A 17654-nucleotide genomic window follows, 5' to 3' on the forward strand; every position below is an offset into this window, starting at 1 on the left:
CGCGGTGCCGCGGCCTGCGCCCGGCGGCATGGTGGGCGGGTAACGGACCCTCGTGGATCCGTGATCTACCCGAATCCGGTTCGATCCTGGCCGGGCATTTCGGGCATCGTCCCTCACGGATCCGATCTCGGGAAGGCTCTTGCGGTACGTCGACCTGTCACCCGGCTGGGCGCGGAGACGCATTCACCGGCACCTCGCGCGCCGCGGGAGCGGGCGCATCATCCGCTGGATCACGATCGCCGCCGGAGGCCATCCCGACGATGCGTCGGCGCCGGATTCCGCCGGGGCCGCGAACGTGCTGACCTTCCCGTCGCGCCAGAGGGAAGGCGAGGCGAACGCGGAGAGCGGGGGGCGCGGCCAGGACTGACCTGGGACGGTCCGGCCCCACGAGGAGACGGGAGCGACGAAACGTTCAACCCGATACACAATCTCCGCCGGCATAGTCCAAGTCAAAAGAAGAGCGTAACATCCGCGTCGGGACGAGGCATTCGTGCCGAAGTTCAAGCTCGACAAGGATGGAGACGCGATATGGCGAGGCTATTCGAGGAGCGGGAACGGGCTGCGGAGTTGATCTTTGCTCGCGATGAGGAGGCCCGCTTCGTCGCGCGCTGCCGTCGGATGCGCGGGCTCGCCTGGTACGCCGCCAACAAGCTCGGCGTCGACGCGCGCGCGGCCGAGGCCTACGCGGCCGAGCTGGTCGCGTCCCTCGTCCAGGGCGTCCGGGACGAGGATCTGCTGGAGCGGATCCAGGCTGATCTCGCGGCCAACGGCGTGATCGAGACCCTTGGCGATCTGCGGGCGGAACTCGTCCGCCTCGGCGCACAGGCGAGCGTCGATCAGGCGATGCCGCCGGTCGGGGAGGGGCGTGCGGCGCTGCCGGAATCCGCCCCGCGCCCGACCCCGATGGCGTCCTAGGTGTTTGGTCCCGGGATTTGGTGGTGCGGGTTCTGGGTGAACCTAGAGGGCTCCTCCGTCCAAGCTTTGCAGATAGCTTCGTAGGGCGTGAGGCCGCGTAGCGTCTTGAGGCGGCGGGCGAAGTTATAGGCGGCCACGAAGTCGGCGAGGTGCTGCCGAAGCTGACTGTGGCTGTCGTAGTAGAAGCGCTTGACGGTGGCGTCCTTGATCGTGCGGTTCATCCGCTCAACTTGACCATTCGTCCAGGGATGGCGCGGCTTCGTGAGACGGTGCTCGATGTTGAGGTCGGCGCAGGCGCCCTCAAAGGAGTGGCAGCGGAACAGCACCTTCTCGGCGCGCATCGCTCTGATCTCTTCCGGCGTCCAAGTGTTCCCGGACGGCTCGGTGAAATGCGTGCCGTTGTCGGTGAGCACCGTGTGGATCTTGTAGGGAACGGCGGCAGCAAGGGCCCGCAGGAAGTTGCCGGCGACCCGGCGCGTGGCCTTCTCGTGCAACTCGGCGAAGGCGAACTTGGAGGTCCGGTCGATCGCCACAAGCAGGTAGAGTCGGCCTTCTTTGGTGTGCACCTCGGCGATATCGATGTGGAAGTAGCCGAGCGGGTAGCGCTTGAATTTTGCACGTAGCGGCTTGTCGCCATCCACTTCGGGGAGCCGCGAGATGCCATGGCGCTGCAGGCACCGGTGCAGGCTTGAGCGTGTAAGGTGCGGGATCGTCGGCTGCAGGGCGTAGAGGCAGTCGTCGAGTGGCAGCAGGGTGTGCCGGCGAAAGGCGACGATCACCGCCTCGTTCTCGGCCGTCAGCACCGTAGACCGGTGTTCCGTTGGCCCCGTCTTCCGGTCAGCCACCGAGGACCGCTTCTTCCACTTCGCGACGGTCTTCGGGTTGACGCCGTAACGGGCCGCCAACGCCCTCAGGCTCGCTTGACTATGCTGTATCGCTCGACGGACTGCCGCTGTCGTCGTGGCGCTCCCGTGCTGAACCTGGCCCATAGCGCGTCCTTCCACTCTCGTGAGAAAACTGCACCATCAAACCCTGGGATCAAACACCTAGGAAAGGCTGTTGCGGCGCGGGCAGGAGCGCGCATGATGGGCCGATGAGTGCCGAGACGCACGCGGTCTTCAACCAGTCCCCGCCCTTCGCCGACGTGAACCTCGTCGCCGCGGACACGCCGCTCCTCGGCGCTCTCGCCGGCCAGAGTGCCGAGGCGGACCTGCCCGCGCTCCTCGCTTTCGGCGACGCCTGGGGCGCGTCCGACCGGTTGGAACTCGGCCGTCTCGCCAACGAGAACCCGCCGTCCCTGCGCACGCACGATGCGCAGGGACGGCGCCTCGACGCGGTCGCGTTCCATCCGGCTTACCACGCCCTGATGGAGGCGAGCGTCGGCGACGGGCTCCATTCCGCCCGCGCGGCCGGGGGCCATCTCGCGCGGGGCGCGCGCTTCTACGTGGCGGCGGGCGTCGAGTGCGGGCATCTCTGCCCCCTGACGATGACGAACGCCGCCGCCGCCGCGCTCGCCGCCGCGCCGGGTCACCTCGCCGCTTGGGAGGGCCGTCTGACCGCGCGGACCTACGATCCGCGCTTCCGGCCTTGGTTCGAGAAAGCCGGTGTCACCCTCGGCATGGGGATGACGGAGAAGCAGGGCGGCACCGATGTTCGTGCCAACACGACCCGGGCCGAGCCCGAAGGCGAGGGCTACGGGCTGACGGGGCACAAGTGGTTTCTCTCGGCGCCGATGAGCGACGGCTTCCTCGTCCTCGCGCAGGCCCCTGGCGGCCTCACCTGTTTCCTCGTGCCCCGCCACCGGCCGGACGGGTCCATCAACGCGTTGCGCCTGCAGCGGCTCAAGGACAAGCTGGGCAACCGCTCGAACGCCTCCTCGGAGGTCGAGTTCGCGGGCGCCTTCGGCTGGCGGGTCGGCGAGGAGGGGCGCGGCGTGCCGACCATCATCGGGATGGTGCAGCTCACCCGCCTCGATTGCGCGCTGGCCTCCGCCGGCCTGTCCCGGATGGCGCTGGCCCTCGCACTGCACCACGCCCGCCACCGCCACGCCTTCGGGCGCCCGCTCGTCGGGCAGCCCGCGATGCGCACCGTGCTCGCCGACCTCGCCCTCGAGGTCGAGGCGCAGACCGCGCTCGCGATGCGGCTCGCGGCGAGCTTCGACCGCGGCGAGGCGGACCGCACACGCCTCCTCACGCCGGCGGTGAAATACGCGGTCTGCAAAGGAGCGCCGGCCCTGATCGCGGAGGCGATGGAATGCCTCGGCGGCAACGGCTACGTCGAGGAGAGCCCGATGCCGCGGCTCTACCGGGAGGCCCCCGTCAACGCGATCTGGGAGGGGTCCGGCAACGTCATGGCGCTGGACGTGCTGCGCGCCGCGCACCGCGCACCGGAGACGGCGGACGCGGTCGTCGCCGGCCTCGTGGCCGAGACGGCGGGGCTGCCGGGCACCCGGGAGGCGGCCTCGGAGATCGGCGCCGCGCTGCAGGCGCCGGACGCGGAGGCGCGCGCCCGACTCGCCACCGGCCGCCTCGCGACGCTCGCCGCCGCGGCCGCGCTCGCGGCCTGCGCGCCGCCCGCGGTGGCGCAGGCCTACGCCGCCACGCGGCTCGCCCGCGAGCGCGGGCCGTTCGGCGCGAACGCGATCGATGCGGCGGCGGACCTGCTCCTGGAGCGGGCCCTGCCGGGATCCTGAGGCGCGCCGCGCCTCCTCACCCCGCCCGCCGGGAGAGCCCGTTCGCCAGGACGAGATCGGCGGGGCGGCCGGTGAGCTCGGCCCGGTGGTCGAAGCGGGCGGTGAAGCTGCCGACACCCGCCGTGACCGAGCGCAGCTCGACGATCAGATCCCAGATCTCGGCTTCCGGGATCTGCGCCTGGAGCAGATCCCAGCCCACCCAGCCGGGCCGCGCGTCGAAGCCGAGGATCTGGCCGCGCCGGCTCGTCACGGCCCCCGTCGCCTTGGCCGTGTAGGCGGAGGGCGTCGCGATCTCGACGGCGAGGATCGGCTCCAGGAGAACAGGATCGGCCTTCGGCAGCGCGTCGTCGAGGGCGAGGCGGGCAGCCGCCTGGAAGGCCGCGTCCGAGGAATCGACCGCGTGGGCAGCGCCATCGGTGAGCGTCACGCAGAGATCGACCACGGGAAAGCCCAAGGGTCCGCGGCGCAGATAGGCCCGCGCCCCCGCCTCGACGGAGGGAATGTAGGCCCGGGGCACCGCGCCGCCGACCACCTCGTCCTCGAACAGGAACCCTTCGCCGCGGGGGAGCGGCCGCACCGCGATCTGCACGTCGGCGAACTGGCCGTGGCCACCGGTCTGCTTCTTGTGCCGGCCGCGGCCGGTGGCGGCCGATCGGATCGTCTCCCGGTAGCCGACCTTCGGCCGGTCCTTGTCGACCGCGACGCCGAACCGCGACGACAGGCGTTCGACCGCGACGCGCAGGTGCATCTCGCCCTGGCCGAGGAGGCGGATCTCCTCCAGATCCGCGTCCTGCTCGACGCTGAGGCCCGGATCCTCCTCGGTGATCTTGGCGAGCGCGCTCGTGAGGCGCACGTCGTCCTTCCGGTCGCGCACCTTCAGGGCCGCGGCGTAGACGGGGGAGGGCGGCGGCGGCGCGGCGACCTCCGGGGGTGCCGCGCTCCCGGCCGCGAAGCAGGCGCGGGTGCCGATGCCGTCGAGCCGGCCGAATCCCACGGTCTCGCCCTCCGCGGCGGCGGCAATCCGGCCGTTCTGGCCGCTGCTCAGGGCGACGAGGCCCGCGATACGGGAGGTCGTGCCGTCCGAGGCGGTCACGCTCTCGCCTTCTTGGAAGGCCCCCCTCAGGACGCGCCCGATCGAGAGCTTGCCGCCGAAGCCGGTGTGGCGGGTCTGGATCACCTGGGCGAGCGCCGGCCCGTCATCCGGGATGCCGAGGCGGGCGCGGGTCTCGGCGAGGGAGGGCGCCTCGTGGCGCAGGGCCTTCAGGAGACGCCCGACGCCGTTGCACCGCGCCGCGGAGCCGATCAGGACCGAGACCGCGAGCCCCTCGCGAAGCTCCCGGGAGAGATCCCCGAAGATGCGCTCGCGGTCCGGCTCGATCTCGGAGATGAGCTGCTCCATCAGCACGTCGTCGTGGTCGGCGAGGCGTTCGAGCAGCGTGAAGCGGTCCTCCTTCTCCTGGGGCAACTCGCCCTCGGGCAGGGCGACCACCGCGCTCGGCGCGTGGTTGCGGTAGACGAAGGCCCGCTCCAGGGCGAGGTCGATGAAGCCCGTCGCCGCCCCGTCCTGCCAGATCGGGATCTGGCGCAGGAGCAGGGGCGTGACGGAGGCCGCCTGCAGGAGGCCGAGGGTCTCCCGGGGGCTCTGGGTCGCCGCGTCGATCTTGTTGACGAAGAGGAGCCGCGGCACGCCCTGCGCCTCAAGGATGCGCAGCACGTATTCGAGCGCCGGGAGCTTGCGCTCGTCCGCCTCGCAGACCACCACGGCCGCGTCGCAGACCGGCAGCACCGCCTGCATCCCGTGCATGAATTCGATCGAGCCGGGACAATCGACGAAGGTGAAGGTGTCGCCGAGATAGCTCAGCGTGACGACGCCCGGCTCGACGCTCATGCCGTGGGAGCGGGATTCCGAGCTGCCCTCGCCGGCCTTCGCCGGGCGCTCGCCCGAGCCGGCCCGCTCCATCAGCGCTTCGAGCAGCGCCGTCTTTCCGCTCTGCGCCGGTCCGACGAGAGCGATGCACCGAGGTTGGGCTGCCATGCGACGCCTCCCCTGTTCAGGAAGGCATCATAGCGCCGAACGAGCCTGCGGAAAGGCTCGGATCAAGCAGAAAAATGCAAGTCCGGCGCGCTGGCGCGAATCCTCCCGCGTCAAGCCGCCGAGGCGATCTCGCCCGTGCCCGAGCCGATCCCCTCCGCCTTGAGGAAGGCGTGGGCGTCCTCCTTGCGCTCGAAGATGTGCGGCGCGAGCCCGCGCTTGCTCAGGGCCTCCTGCATCTTGAGGCGCAGGAAGGCGCTCGTCGCGTAGCGGGTCGAGGTGAGGTAATGATACTTCTCCATGTAATCGATCATCTCGGCGTAATCGTCGTACAGGTTCTCGCTGATGCGGAACCCGTCGTGGTTGATCACCGAGTTGACCCGCTGGCCGGCCTTCAGGCAGGCGGTCTCGAGGACCTGGCGCAGGGCGTCGATGTCGCCCTTCGAGCGCACCTGCCAGCCCTCCAGATTGACGAAGAGCAGGTTGCGGGAGGCGTCGTAGCTGACGCGCTCGCTGAGGTTCAGGTTGAGAAGGTCGGCGAGAAGCTCCATCGGCTCCTCGGCGAAGATGCGCCGGTCCATCAGGATCGGGTTCTCGATGATCGGCGTGAAGCTCATCTGCGAGAGGATGTCCCGGCCGATGTCGATGCCGGGCGCCACCTCGATCAACTCCAGGCCCCGCTTCGTCAGGTGGAAGACGCAGCGCTCCGTCACGTAGAGGACGGGCTGGCTCCGCTCCTGCGCGAAGGGGCCGCTGAAGGTGTTCTGCTCCACCCGTTCCACGAACTTGCGGGAGCGACCCTCCTGCACGATCCGCAGCTTGCCGTCCTCGACGGCCGTGACGAGGCCGCCATTGGTGAAGGTGCCGGCGAAGACCACCTTGCGGGCGTTCTGCGAGATGTTGATGAAGCCGCCGCAGCCGTTGAGGCGGCCGCCGAAGCGGCTCGTATTGACGTTGCCCTCGCCGTCGCACTCGGCCATGCCGAGGCAGGTCATGTCGAGGCCGCCGCCGTCGTAGAAGTCGAACATCTGGTTCTGGTCGATGATGCAGTCGGCGTTGGTCGCCGCGCCGAAGCTCGACCCGCTCGCCAGCACGCCGCCGACCGCCCCGGCCTCCGTGGTCAGGGTGATGTAGGGCGTCACCTTCTCCTCGGCGGCCACCGACGAGATGCCCTCGGGCGCGCCGACGCCGAGATTGACGACCCCGTTCGGCGGCAGTTCGAAGGCGGCGCGGCGCGCGATGATCTTGCGCTCGGTCAGCGCCATCCGCTTGATCCCGGTGACGGGCACCCGGATCTCGCCCGCGAGCGCGGCGTCGTGCATGACGCCGTAATTCATGCGGTGCATCTCGGGCTCCGCCACGACGACGCAATCGACCAGCATGCCGGGCACGCGCACGTCCTTCGGCTTGATCGAGCCCTGCTCCACGATGCGCTCGACCTGGGCAACGACGATGCCGCCGTTGTTGCGGGCGGCCATGGCCTGGGCGAGGTTGTCGAGGGTGAGGGCCTCCTTGGCCATGCAGATGTTGCCGGAGGGGTCCGCCGAGGTGCCGCGGATGAAGGCCACGTCGATCTTGGTCGCCGTGTAGAACAGCCACTCCTCGCCATCGACCTCGACGAGCTTGACGATGTCGTCGGTCGTCACCGTGTTGACGCGCCCGCCGCCGTGGCGCGGATCGACGTAGGTCTTGAGGCCGACCTTCGAGAACAGGCCCGGCTGGCCCGCCGCGCAGGCCCGGTAGAGCTGCGAGATGACGCCCTGCGGCAGGTTGTAGCCGATGATCCGGTTCTCCTGCGCGGCCTGGGCGACCTTCGGCATCCGGCCGAAATTCGCGGCGATGACCCGGCGCAGCAGGCCGTCATGGTGCAGGCGGCCGGTGCCGAGACCTTTGCTGTCGCCCGCACCCGCCGTCATGATGAGCGTGAGGTCGCGCGGGCCGTTCGTCTCGACGAAGCGCTTCTCCAGCGCCGCGTGCAGCGCCTCCGGGATGCAGCTCTGCACGAAGCCCGTCGTCGTGACGACGTCGCCGTTGCGGATGAGCGCGATCGCCTCGTCCGCCGTGATGACCTTGTTCTTCTTCATCGGCGTTCCGTTTCCTTCCCTGGCCTCCGCTGAGAGGGAGGCTCCGGCCTGGGCGTCCGGCGGGGGCTTCTGCCGAGCCCCTCTCTCCGCCGAGCGATCCGCGCGGGGACCGGCGCTGCGCGTGTCAGGCCGGCTCGGCCGGTACCGAAACACGGGAATACGTGCACGGGACCGGGTCGGTGTTCGCTGCTCTCAAGATAATTCGAAGCGCGGATCTGGCAAACGAAGTAATTTTTCGGCCCGCCTCAACGAAACTTATCGGCGTCCGGCATCCGGGCAGTATTTTGCATTCGGTATTCCATCGCCCGAGAAGGCGTCAGGGCGCGGAGGCGAAGGTCCAGTCAGACAGGACGGTCGGCAGCGCCATGCGCGCGATGTCGAGGCCGCAGGAGGGCTTGTGGGTGGCGCCCTGGATCAGGCGCATCAGCGCGGCCTCGGCGGTGTCCGAACTGCCCAGCGGCTGGTTCTCGTAGAACACGACGTAGCTGTCGCGGCCGGCCAGACGGATCATCTCGATCCGGAACGAACCCTGCTGCGTGTCGCAGAGCCAGTATCCGCGCATGTCGCGCTCCTCGCAGCGGCCGCTCCAGTCCGGCCTTGTTGGCGCGGATCATGCGGCAGCCTGCGCGGCCCTGTCCAGATCCTACGTAGCGGACGGGCCGGCCCCGCGCCGGGTCGGAATTGAATTCTTGGCCGCGAACGCGATCGCGCGGGATTAGGCGCGCCCCGCCGCGCGTTCAATCCATAGTCCTTCATAGGATCCTGATCGCACTTCAGCCCGCCCGGCCGTCAGGCCGCGGCGGGCTTTTTCTCGGCGCGTCAGGAGATCATCGCGAAGATCCCGACCGCGACGCCGGCCCCGGCGAGGGCGATGCCGAGGAGCGTGACGCTGCTGAGTTGATCGACGGTGTTGACGCTCTGACCCTGGCGGTGGGCGGGATCGTTGGCGGTCATGCGGCTCTCCCTGCGGCTCTGCGGATTGACCGCAGGCCAACGCGCGAGGCGGGCGAAGGATCACGAGAGCGCTCGGGGCCTGCCCCTCACGGCCATATCTGGCAGGCGGAGCGGGCGATGACGGGCGCGAAGGCGTTGAGCAAGGTCCGGTCGAGCTGTCCACGCATGTCCGTCATGATGCGTACCGCCTCCGTCACGGAGAGCGGCGCCCGGTAGGCCCGGCGCTCGGTGAGCGCCGAGAAGATGTCGCAGATCGCCACGAGACGCACGAGATCGGAGATCTGCGCTCCGGCGAGGCCGTCCGGATAGCCGCTGCCGTCGAGCTTCTCGTGGTGATGGCGCACGACGTCGATGATTTCGGGCTCGACGTCGCCCTGCGCGCGCAGCAGGTCGGCGCCAAGGATGGCGTGGCTGCGCATCAGCGCGGTCTCCTCGGCGGAGAGGCCGTTCGGCTTGTTCAGGATCGAGGCCGGGATGCGGGACTTGCCGATGTCGTGCAGCAGGGCGGCCTTGGTCAGCCGGCGGTGGTCCGCCTCAGGGAGCCCGATCTCCGTTCCGAAGGCTGCCGCGTAGCCCGCGACGCTCAGCGTGTGCTGATAGACCTGCGCGTCGTGGCGCCAGACCACGTCGAGCCAGTCCCGGATCCCGGCCTCGGAGACGGCGGCGAGCACCGTCTCGGTGCCCCGGTCGGCCTCCGCGTCGCGCAGGCGCCGGTCGGCCGAGGCCTGGAAGAACAGGTCGGTCACGATCCCGGTCGCGACCTCGGCCCGCTGGTTCAGGCGTCGCGTGCGGGCGGCCGCGGCACGGGCCGCGCCGTCGATCATCTCGAGGACCTTGGCGAGAATGGTCTCCCGCGGCGTCGCGGCCGGCAACACCGCCTGCGCCCCGAACGAATCCGCGGCGCCAGCATCGTCCCGCGAGGCACCGGTCAGCAGGAGAGTCGGCACGGGACGCTCGCGCAGGCGCACGGCGAGCGCTTCGGTCACCGCGGCCGTCGCGGTCCGGGGAGTGTCGAGATCGACGACGACGGCGAGCGGACGCTTCGGCGGCAGCCCCGCCCCGAAATCCAGGCAGGTGCAGGCCACCACCCGCTCGATCCCGCGGGCCAGGCCCGCCGCCGGCCCGGGACGGTCGCTGAGGATCAGAACGAAGGCATCCTGCAACATGCGAAGACAGTTCCGGCGCGGGCCCGGCAGGATGTCGGCGCGTCACCCGAAGGTAAAGGATCCGCTGATGCTACACGAAGAAGTGTAAGGGATTTCTTCTCGATTCCCGATGTCCGACCCCGCCCGGGACGGAGCGGGCATCCTGTGATTCAAGGACCGTTAGCGAAGATCGGCGATCCTGCCCGGCATGAGCGATCTGCCCTTGACCGTCGACCTCGCCGGCGACGCCTTCATCTTCCCGGCCGCCTCCGCGACCGTGGCGACCGTTCTCCGGCCCGCGCCAATGCCGCGACCGCCCGAACCCGCACGCGGGCGCAAGCCCGGGCGCTGGCTCCTGTGGCTGATCGGCGTCCAGATCGCGGCCAGCGTCTGCCTGACGACCTACGTCGCCTACGCGATGGCGCCCGCCCTGGCGCGGCCGCTGCCGGAGGCGGCGATCTACGCGCTCCGCCTCGGCGCCGAGACGTCGGAACCGCTCCCAGCCGCCCTCAACGACGGCTTCCGCCTGCGGCTGAGCTTCCACGAAGCGGCCGAGTAGACGTCGACCCGCCGGGGCAAGTTGATCGTGGCCGGCACGAGCCGGCAGGCGGCGGCAGCCATGCCGCGCGGCGGAGCGCCGGTGCCGAGACCCTGAGGCCGGGCTGGCCCGGACGGGGCATGCCCGTCCCGCCGAGCCCCGCCGAGTTCAGGCCGCCTCTTCCCGGCTGCCGAGGCGCTTGTCGAGATAGGTGTCGACCGTCTGGGTCAACTCGTCGACCTTGCCGTCGAAGAAATGGTTGGCCCCCTCGACCATCTGGTGCTCGATGATGACGCCCTTCTGCGTCTTCACCTTCTCGATGACCGGCATCACCTCACGGGCCGGGGCGACGCGATCCTCCGAGCCGTGCACGAACAGGCCGGAGGAGGGGCAGGGCGCCAGGAACGTGAAATCGTAGCGATTCGCCATCGCGGCGATCGAGATGAAGCCCTCGATCTCCGGGCGGCGCATCAGGAGCTGCATGCCGATCCAGGAGCCGAACGAGACCCCCGCGATCCAGCAGGACTTCGCCTCCGGGTTGACGGACTGCACCCAGTCGAGGGCGGCGGCCGCGTCGGAGAGCTCGCCCGACCCGTGGTCGAAGGAGCCCTGGCTGCGCCCGACGCCGCGGAAATTGAAGCGGAGCGCCGCGAAGCCGCGGTTCGCGAACGTGTAGAACAGATTGTAGACGATCTGGTTGTTCATCGTGCCGCCGAATTGCGGGTGCGGATGCAGCACGATGGCGATCGGCGCCCCCTTCTTCTTCGGGGCCTGGTAACGGCCTTCGAGGCGGCCTGCCGGGCCGTTGAAGATCACTTCGGGCATGGTACTCCCATCTCCTCTCGGCGGCCTCGAAGGCCCGGCCGAAATCTCAGGCCGTCGCGACGGCTCCGCCGCGGAGCCTTGACTCAGGTCGAGACACACTTACAAGCGCTCTTAGAATGGTTCTAGACGATTAGAATCATTCTAAAGAACCCTGCACGATACGTTTCGTCCCGGTCGTCTCCCTGCAGCCGGCCGCCTGGAATGCGTGTCGTGCGCGCGCCTTAGCATGATGTCGGGGGGCGAAAGCAAGGAAATGTCGGTGCTCGGTCCGAAGGCTCTGTCGGCACGCTCATGAAGGCGACACGCGCGTACCTCGATCACAACGCGACCTCGCCGGTTCGTCCGGAGGTGTCGGCGGCGGTCGTGCGCGCGCTGGAATTGCCGGGCAACCCGTCCTCGGTCCACGCTGAGGGCCGCGCGGCCCGCGCCATGCTGGAGGCGGCCCGCGAGCAGGTGGCCGGCCTCGTCGGCGCGACGGCCGCGAATGTCGTGTTCACCAGCGGCGGCACGGAGGCGGCCAACGCGGTCCTCTCGGGCGCGCTTCGCCGCACGGGGCTTCCGGCACCGACCCGTCTCCTGATCGGGGCGACCGAGCATCCCTGCGTCGCGGCAGGCCATCGCTTTCCGTCGGAGGCCGTCGAAGTCCTGCCGGTCGAGCCGTCCGGCCTGATCGATCTCGCGGCGATGGAGGCGCAGCTCTCCGCCCTCGGCGACGAGGCCGTGCTGATCTCGGTCCACGCCGCCAACAACGAGACGGGCGTCGTGCAGCCGCTCGCCGAGATCGTGGCGCTGGCCCGCCGCCACGGCCGGGCGCTCGTCCACAGCGACGCGGTCCAGGCCGCCGGCAAGATCGCGCTCGATCTCGGCGCCCTCGGCCTCGATGCGCTGACGATCTCGGGCCACAAGTTCGGTGCGCCGAAGGGCGTCGGCGCCCTCGCGCTGGCCGATGGCGCCGGCCTCGACGCGGCCTTCGTGCGCGGCGGCGGGCAGGAGGGGCGTCGCCGCTGCGGCACCGAGAACCTGCCCGGTCTGGTCGGGATGGGCCGGGCCGCGGAGATCGCCGGAACGACTCTTGCGAGCGAGGCTGCGCGGCTCGGTCGCCTGCGCGACAGGATCGAGACGGCCGTGCGCGCGCGGGCTCCAGAGGCGGTTGTCTTCGGCGACGGCGCGCCGCGCCTTCCGAACACGCTGTGCTTCGCGGTGCCGGGGCTCGAGGCGGCGACCGCTCTGATGGCGCTCGACCTCGCGGGGGTCGCCGTGTCGTCGGGCTCGGCCTGCGCCTCGGGCAAGGTGGCGCGCTCGCCCGTCCTCGCGGCGATGGGGGTCAGCCCTGCGCTGGCTGCAGGGGCGCTGCGCGTGAGTTTGGGCTGGAACACGGTTGAAAGCGACGGGGTCCGCTTCCTCGAAGCCTTCGAACGCGCGGTTTCGTCCCTATATAAGCGGCAAGGGAGAGCGGCCTGATGCGAGCCGTCCCGCGCCATCTCGAAAAACCCCCGGCCCTTGACGCCGGTGTCGGTAGGAGAAGCTAATGCCTGCAGTGCAGGACACCGTCGATCGCGTTCGCGCCATCGACGTCGATCAGTACAAGTACGGGTTCGAGACCACGATCGAGATGGAGAAGTCCGAGAAGGGCATCTCCGAGGACGTGATCCGTTTCATCTCGGCCAAGAAGAACGAGCCCGCTTGGATGCTCGAGTGGCGCCTCGACGCCTATAAGCGCTGGCAGACGATGAAGGAGCCGGATTGGGCGCGCGTCTCCTACGACAAGATCGACTACAACGACATCTACTATTACGCGGCCCCGAAGCGTCAGGCGGCCCAGTCGCTCGACGAGATCGACCCCGAGATCCTCGCCACCTACGAGAAGCTCGGCATCCCGCTGCGTGAGGTCGAGGTGCTTGAGGGGATCGCGCCGGAGCGGCGCGTGGCCGTCGACGCCGTCTTCGATAGCGTGTCGGTCGCCACCACCTTCAAGGCGGAGCTTCAGAAGGCCGGCGTGATCTTCATGCCGATCTCCGAGGCCGTTCGCGAGTATCCGGAGCTGGTGCAGAAGTACCTCGGCTCGGTGGTGCCCGTGACCGACAACTTCTTCGCGACGCTGAACTCGGCCGTGTTCTCGGATGGCTCGTTCGTCTACATCCCGCCGGGCGTGCGCTGCCCGATGGAGCTGTCGACCTACTTCCGCATCAACGAGCGTGACACGGGGCAGTTCGAGCGCACGCTGATCATCGCCGACAAGGGCAGCTACGTCTCGTATCTGGAGGGCTGCACCGCCCCGAAGCGGGACGACAACCAGCTCCACGCGGCGGTCGTCGAGCTTGTCGCCCTGGATGATGCCGAGATCAAGTACTCGACGGTCCAGAACTGGTACCCGGGCGATGCCCAGGGCAAGGGCGGCATCTACAACTTCGTGACGAAGCGCGGCGATTGCCGCGGCGCCCGCTCGAAGATCTCCTGGACGCAGGTCGAGACCGGATCGGCGATCACCTGGAAGTACCCGTCCTGCATCCTGCGTGGTGACGATTCCCGCGGCGAGTTCTACTCGATCGCAGTGTCGAACGGCATGCAGCAGGTCGATTCCGGCACGAAGATGATCCATCTCGGCAAGAACACGACCAGCCGGATCATCTCGAAGGGCATCTCGGCGGGGCGCTCGCAGAACACCTACCGGGGCCTCGTCTCGGCCCACAAGAAGGCCAAGGGCGCCCGCAATTTCACGAATTGCGACAGCCTGCTGATCGGCGACCAGTGCGGGGCGCACACCGTGCCCTACATCGAGTCGAAGAACGCGTCCGCGGTGTTCGAGCACGAGGCCACGACCTCGAAGATCTCCGAGGACCAGAAGTTCTACTGCCTGCAGCGCGGGCTCTCCGAGGAGGAGGCGACCGCGCTGATCGTCAACGGCTTCGTCCGGGATGTGCTGCAGCAGCTGCCGATGGAGTTCGCCGTCGAGGCCCAGAAGCTGATCTCGATCAGCCTGGAAGGCTCGGTCGGCTAGACGGGCCCGAGATCGATGCCTCGCGGGATCCACCCGCGCGGCACCTACTCGCCCGTGTTCGTATTTCTGACTTTCGGAACTGACTATGCTTGAGATCAAGAACCTCGTCGTGCAGATCGAGGACAACCGCATCCTCAACGGGCTCGACCTCACCGTGAAGGACGGCGAGGTCGCCGCCATCATGGGGCCGAACGGGTCGGGCAAGTCGACCCTGTCCTACGTCATCGCCGGCAAGGAGGATTACGAGGTCCTCGACGGCGAGATCCTGCTCAACGGCGAGAACATCCTGGAGATGGCCCCCGACGAGCGCGCCGCGGCCGGCATCTTCCTCGCCTTCCAGTACCCGCTGGAGATCCCCGGCGTCGGCACGATGACCTTCCTCAAGGCCTGCCTCAACGCGCAGCGCAAGGCGCGCGGCGAGGCCGAGCTCTCGACGCCCGACTTTATTCGCCAGGTGAACAAGGCCGCCGACACGCTCGAGATCAACAAGGAGATGCTCAAGCGCGCCCTCAACGTCGGCTTCTCGGGCGGCGAGAAGAAGCGCATGGAGATCCTCCAGATGGCGCTGCTGCAGCCGCAATTCTGCGTCCTCGACGAGACCGATTCCGGCCTCGACATCGACGCGCTGCGCATCGTCTCCGAGGGCGTGAACGCGCTGCGCGCGGAAGGCCGCTCCTTCCTCGTCATCACGCACTACCAGCGGCTCCTGAACCACATCGTGCCCGACACCGTGCACGTCATGTCCCAGGGGCGGATCGTGAAGTCCGGCGGCAAGGAGCTTGCCCTCGAGCTGGAGGCTTCGGGCTACGCCGAGTACCGCGCGAGCGAGGCGGCCTGAGCCATGGCAGACGTCACCAATCTTCGCACCCCGGCCGAGAGCGGTCTCTCGAAGCTGTTCGAGGTCGCCCGCATGAAGTTCCCGACGGGCGTATCGATCGCCCGTGAGGAGGCGTTCCGCTACTTCGAGGCGATGGGCCTGCCGAGCCGACGGGTCGAGGCCTTCAAGTACACGGACCTGCGCGCCGCCCTGAAGGAGGCCGCTCCGCCCGCCGACGCGCCCGCCGCCGCGACGGCGAGGGAGGCAATCGGCGCGGCCAAGGGCTTCGCAGGTATCGAGGCCGTCCGCCTCGCCTTCGTGAACGGCCATCTCGTGGCCGAGGCGTCGGATCTCGGCCACGTGCCGCAGGGCGTCACCGTCACGCCCCTGAACGAGGCGCTCGCCGCCAACGACCCGCTCCTCGCATCCCTCGCTCCAGTCGCCCAGAGCCGCGAGAACCCGATCTATCAGCTCAACGCCGCCTTCATGGCGGACGGCCTGCTGGTTCGGGTCGCGGCGGGCGCCAAGGTCGCGGCCCCGCTGCATCTGCGCTTCGTCGGCACGGGCGCGGAGGCTTTCTCCACGGCGACTCGCGTGCTCGTGGTGCTCGAAGCCGATGCTGAGCTGATGGTGCTCGAATCGCACGAGGGCCCGGACGGCGTCGCCTACCAGCCGAACGATGCCCTCGACGTCGTGATCGGCGATCGGGCCCGCTTCCATCACAGCCGCCTCAACGGCGAGGGCCGCGAGGCCATCGCGCTCTCGACGATCTCTGCCCGGCTCGGCGCGGGCTCGCACATCGAGACCGTCAACGTCGTGACCGGCGCGGTGCTGTCGCGCCACCAGATCTACCTGCACTTTGCGGGCGAGGATGCGACCGCGACCGTGAACGGCGCCACGATGCTCGGCGACGGCCAACTCGCCGACTCCACGCTGCTCGCCGATCACGCGGCGGTCGGCGGCGTCAGCCGCGAGTTGTTCAAGACCGTGATCGACGGCGACGCGACCGGCGTGTTCCAGGGCAAGATCATCGTCGAGCAGATCGCCCAGAAGACCGACGGCAAGATGAAGTCCGACTGCCTCCTCCTCAAGGACGAGGGGCAGATGATGAACAAGCCGGAGCTCGAGATCTTCGCCGACGACGTCGCTTGCGGCCACGGCGCCACCTGCGGCGCGCCGGACGCGGATCTCCTCTTCTACCTGATGGCCCGCGGCCTGCCGCGACCGGAAGCCGAGAGCCTGCTGGTCCAGGCCTTCCTCGGGGAGGCGCTGGAATCGGTCACCCACGCGGGTGCCCGCGAGGCGATGATCGGCACGGTCGAGACCTGGCTGGCCGAGCGGAGCTGAGCGACGGACCCCTTCCTCCCTCGCGGGGAAGGGGTACCTCGCGCCACGCGGAAAGTTTCATGAACGCACCCGTCCTTCAGACTCCCTACGACGTCGAGGCGATCCGGAAGGAATTCCCGATCCTGTCCGAGACGGTCTACGGCAAGCCGCTCGTCTACCTCGACAACGCGGCCTCCGCGCAGAAGCCGCGGGCCGTGATCGACGCGATGGTCGCTTGCATGGAGACGGGCTACGCGAACGTCCATCGCGGCCTGCACTTCATGGCGAACGCGGCGACCGAGGGGTTCGAGGGCGCCCGCGAGACGACGCGGCAGTTCCTGAATGCGGCCTCGACGGACGAGATCATCTTCACCCGCAACGCCACCGAGGCCTACAATCTCGTGGCGAGCTCGATGGGCTGGGCCGGGCTGATCGGGGAGGGTGACGAAATCATCCTCTCGATCATGGAGCACCACTCGAACATCGTGCCCTGGCACTTCCTGCGCGAGCGCCGGGGCGCCGTGATCAAGTGGGTGCCGGTGGACGACGACGGCAACTTTTTGGTCGAGGAATACGAGAAGCTGTTCTCGCCCCGCACCAAGATGGTCGCGGTCACCCACATGTCGAACGTGCTCGGCACGGTGACTCCGGCCGAGGAGATCGTGCGCATCGCCCACGCCCACGGCGTGCCGGTGCTGCTCGACGGGGCGCAGAGCGCGGTTCACCGCGAGGTCGACGTGCGGGCGCTCGACTGCGACTTCTACGTCTTCACCGGGCACAAGGTGTACGGGCCGACCGGCATCGGCGTTCTCTATGGCAAGCGGGAATGGCTGGAGCGGCTGCCCCCCTACCAGGGCGGCGGCGAGATGATCCGCACCGTCACCGAGGACGCGATCACCTACAACGACCCCCCTCACCGCTTCGAGGCCGGCACGCCGGCGATCGTCGAGGCCGTGGGGCTCGGGGCGGCCCTCGAATTCATGATGGGCATCGGGCGCGAGCGGATCGCGGCCCACGAGGCCATGCTCACCGCCTATGCTCAGGAGCGCCTGGGGTCGATGAATTCCGTGCGCCTCATTGGCACGGCGCGAGACAAGGGCGGCGTCATCGCCTTCGAGATGAAGGGCGCGCACGCCCACGACATCGCCACCGTCATCGATCGCCAGGGCGTCGCGGTGCGTGCCGGCACCCACTGCGCCATGCCGCTCCTCAACCGGTTCGGCGTCACCTCGACCTGCCGCGCCTCCTTCGGCCTCTACAACACGCGAGCCGAAATCGATGCGCTCGTCGCGGCGCTGGCCAAGGCCGAGATGCTGTTCGCCTGAAAG

General features: G+C 69.1%; 16 protein-coding genes. 9 read left to right on the forward strand and 7 right to left on the reverse strand.

Annotated features, from left to right (window positions below; all coding sequences use genetic code 11):
- Nucleotides 1-139: 139 nt before the first annotated feature.
- Complete coding sequence (locus tag DK389_RS20215) at nucleotides 140-367, forward strand: hypothetical protein (RefSeq protein ID WP_109892232.1); 228 nt, start codon at nucleotides 140-142, stop codon at nucleotides 365-367.
- A gap of 161 nt (nucleotides 368-528) precedes the next feature.
- Entirely contained in the window at nucleotides 529-915 is a 387-nt protein-coding gene (locus DK389_RS20220) for an ATPase inhibitor subunit zeta (RefSeq protein WP_109892234.1), read from the forward strand.
- On the opposite strand, the gene DK389_RS20225 is transcribed toward DK389_RS20220, so the two are convergent.
- The gene (locus DK389_RS20225) at nucleotides 912-1904 is read right to left on the reverse strand and encodes an IS481 family transposase (RefSeq protein ID WP_109887600.1); all 993 of its coding nucleotides are present in this window, start codon (nucleotides 1902-1904) and stop codon (nucleotides 912-914) included. The two genes, DK389_RS20220 and DK389_RS20225, sit on opposite strands and share 4 nt — an antisense overlap.
- 104 nt (nucleotides 1905-2008) lie before the next feature.
- Between DK389_RS20225 and DK389_RS20230 the strand changes: the two genes are divergently transcribed.
- Nucleotides 2009-3607: an acyl-CoA dehydrogenase family protein gene (locus DK389_RS20230; protein WP_109892236.1), complete on the forward strand. Its 1599-nt coding sequence runs from the start codon at nucleotides 2009-2011 to the stop codon at nucleotides 3605-3607.
- A 16-nt stretch (nucleotides 3608-3623) separates the two neighbouring features.
- Here DK389_RS20230 and DK389_RS20235 read toward each other — a convergent pair whose 3' ends face one another.
- The 5 genes from DK389_RS20235 to DK389_RS20250 all read right to left on the reverse strand — a co-directional run bounded on the left by DK389_RS20235 (nucleotide 3624) and on the right by DK389_RS20250 (nucleotide 9843).
- Nucleotides 3624-5642, reverse strand: a complete 2019-nt coding sequence (locus DK389_RS20235) for an elongation factor G (RefSeq protein ID WP_109892238.1) — start codon at nucleotides 5640-5642, stop codon at nucleotides 3624-3626.
- A gap of 110 nt (nucleotides 5643-5752) precedes the next feature.
- Nucleotides 5753-7723 carry an acyl CoA:acetate/3-ketoacid CoA transferase gene (locus DK389_RS20240; protein ID WP_109892240.1) on the reverse strand — a complete coding sequence of 657 codons (1971 nt, stop codon included), beginning with the start codon at nucleotides 7721-7723 and terminating at the stop codon, nucleotides 5753-5755.
- Between the two features lie 316 nt (nucleotides 7724-8039).
- Nucleotides 8040-8285 (reverse strand): hypothetical protein, encoded by a 246-nt coding sequence (locus DK389_RS20245; RefSeq protein WP_109892242.1) that lies wholly within the window; start codon nucleotides 8283-8285, stop codon nucleotides 8040-8042.
- Nucleotides 8286-8542: 257 nt separating this feature from the next.
- Nucleotides 8543-8677 (reverse strand): hypothetical protein, encoded by a 135-nt coding sequence (locus DK389_RS35010; RefSeq protein WP_257791905.1) that lies wholly within the window; start codon nucleotides 8675-8677, stop codon nucleotides 8543-8545.
- 86 nt (nucleotides 8678-8763) lie between these two features.
- Nucleotides 8764-9843: an HD-GYP domain-containing protein gene (locus DK389_RS20250; protein WP_109892244.1), complete on the reverse strand. Its 1080-nt coding sequence runs from the start codon at nucleotides 9841-9843 to the stop codon at nucleotides 8764-8766.
- Nucleotides 9844-10030: 187 nt separating this feature from the next.
- Between DK389_RS20250 and DK389_RS20255 the strand changes: the two genes are divergently transcribed.
- Complete coding sequence (locus DK389_RS20255; protein WP_109892246.1) at nucleotides 10031-10381, forward strand: hypothetical protein; 351 nt, start codon at nucleotides 10031-10033, stop codon at nucleotides 10379-10381.
- A 147-nt stretch (nucleotides 10382-10528) separates the two neighbouring features.
- On the opposite strand, the gene DK389_RS20260 is transcribed toward DK389_RS20255, so the two are convergent.
- Nucleotides 10529-11185, reverse strand: a complete 657-nt coding sequence (locus tag DK389_RS20260) for an alpha/beta hydrolase (protein ID WP_109892248.1) — start codon at nucleotides 11183-11185, stop codon at nucleotides 10529-10531.
- A 291-nt stretch (nucleotides 11186-11476) separates the two neighbouring features.
- Between DK389_RS20260 and DK389_RS20265 the strand changes: the two genes are divergently transcribed.
- From DK389_RS20265 to DK389_RS20285, 5 genes are all read left to right on the forward strand, one after another.
- Nucleotides 11477-12646 carry a cysteine desulfurase family protein gene (locus DK389_RS20265; protein ID WP_109892250.1) on the forward strand — a complete coding sequence of 390 codons (1170 nt, stop codon included), beginning with the start codon at nucleotides 11477-11479 and terminating at the stop codon, nucleotides 12644-12646.
- 67 nt (nucleotides 12647-12713) lie between these two features.
- Complete coding sequence (gene sufB / locus DK389_RS20270) at nucleotides 12714-14183, forward strand: Fe-S cluster assembly protein SufB (RefSeq protein ID WP_109892252.1); 1470 nt, start codon at nucleotides 12714-12716, stop codon at nucleotides 14181-14183.
- Nucleotides 14184-14268: 85 nt separating this feature from the next.
- Nucleotides 14269-15021 (forward strand): Fe-S cluster assembly ATPase SufC, encoded by a 753-nt coding sequence (sufC, locus tag DK389_RS20275; RefSeq protein ID WP_109892254.1) that lies wholly within the window; start codon nucleotides 14269-14271, stop codon nucleotides 15019-15021.
- Nucleotides 15022-15024: 3 nt separating this feature from the next.
- Nucleotides 15025-16347: a SufB/SufD family protein gene (locus DK389_RS20280; protein ID WP_109892256.1), complete on the forward strand. Its 1323-nt coding sequence runs from the start codon at nucleotides 15025-15027 to the stop codon at nucleotides 16345-16347.
- A 59-nt stretch (nucleotides 16348-16406) separates the two neighbouring features.
- Nucleotides 16407-17651: a cysteine desulfurase gene (locus DK389_RS20285; protein WP_109892258.1), complete on the forward strand. Its 1245-nt coding sequence runs from the start codon at nucleotides 16407-16409 to the stop codon at nucleotides 17649-17651.
- The last annotated feature ends 3 nt before the right edge of the window (nucleotides 17652-17654 follow it).

Origin of the sequence: Methylobacterium durans, assembly GCF_003173715.1 — a bacterium.
Taxonomy (GTDB): domain Bacteria; phylum Pseudomonadota; class Alphaproteobacteria; order Rhizobiales; family Beijerinckiaceae; genus Methylobacterium; species Methylobacterium durans.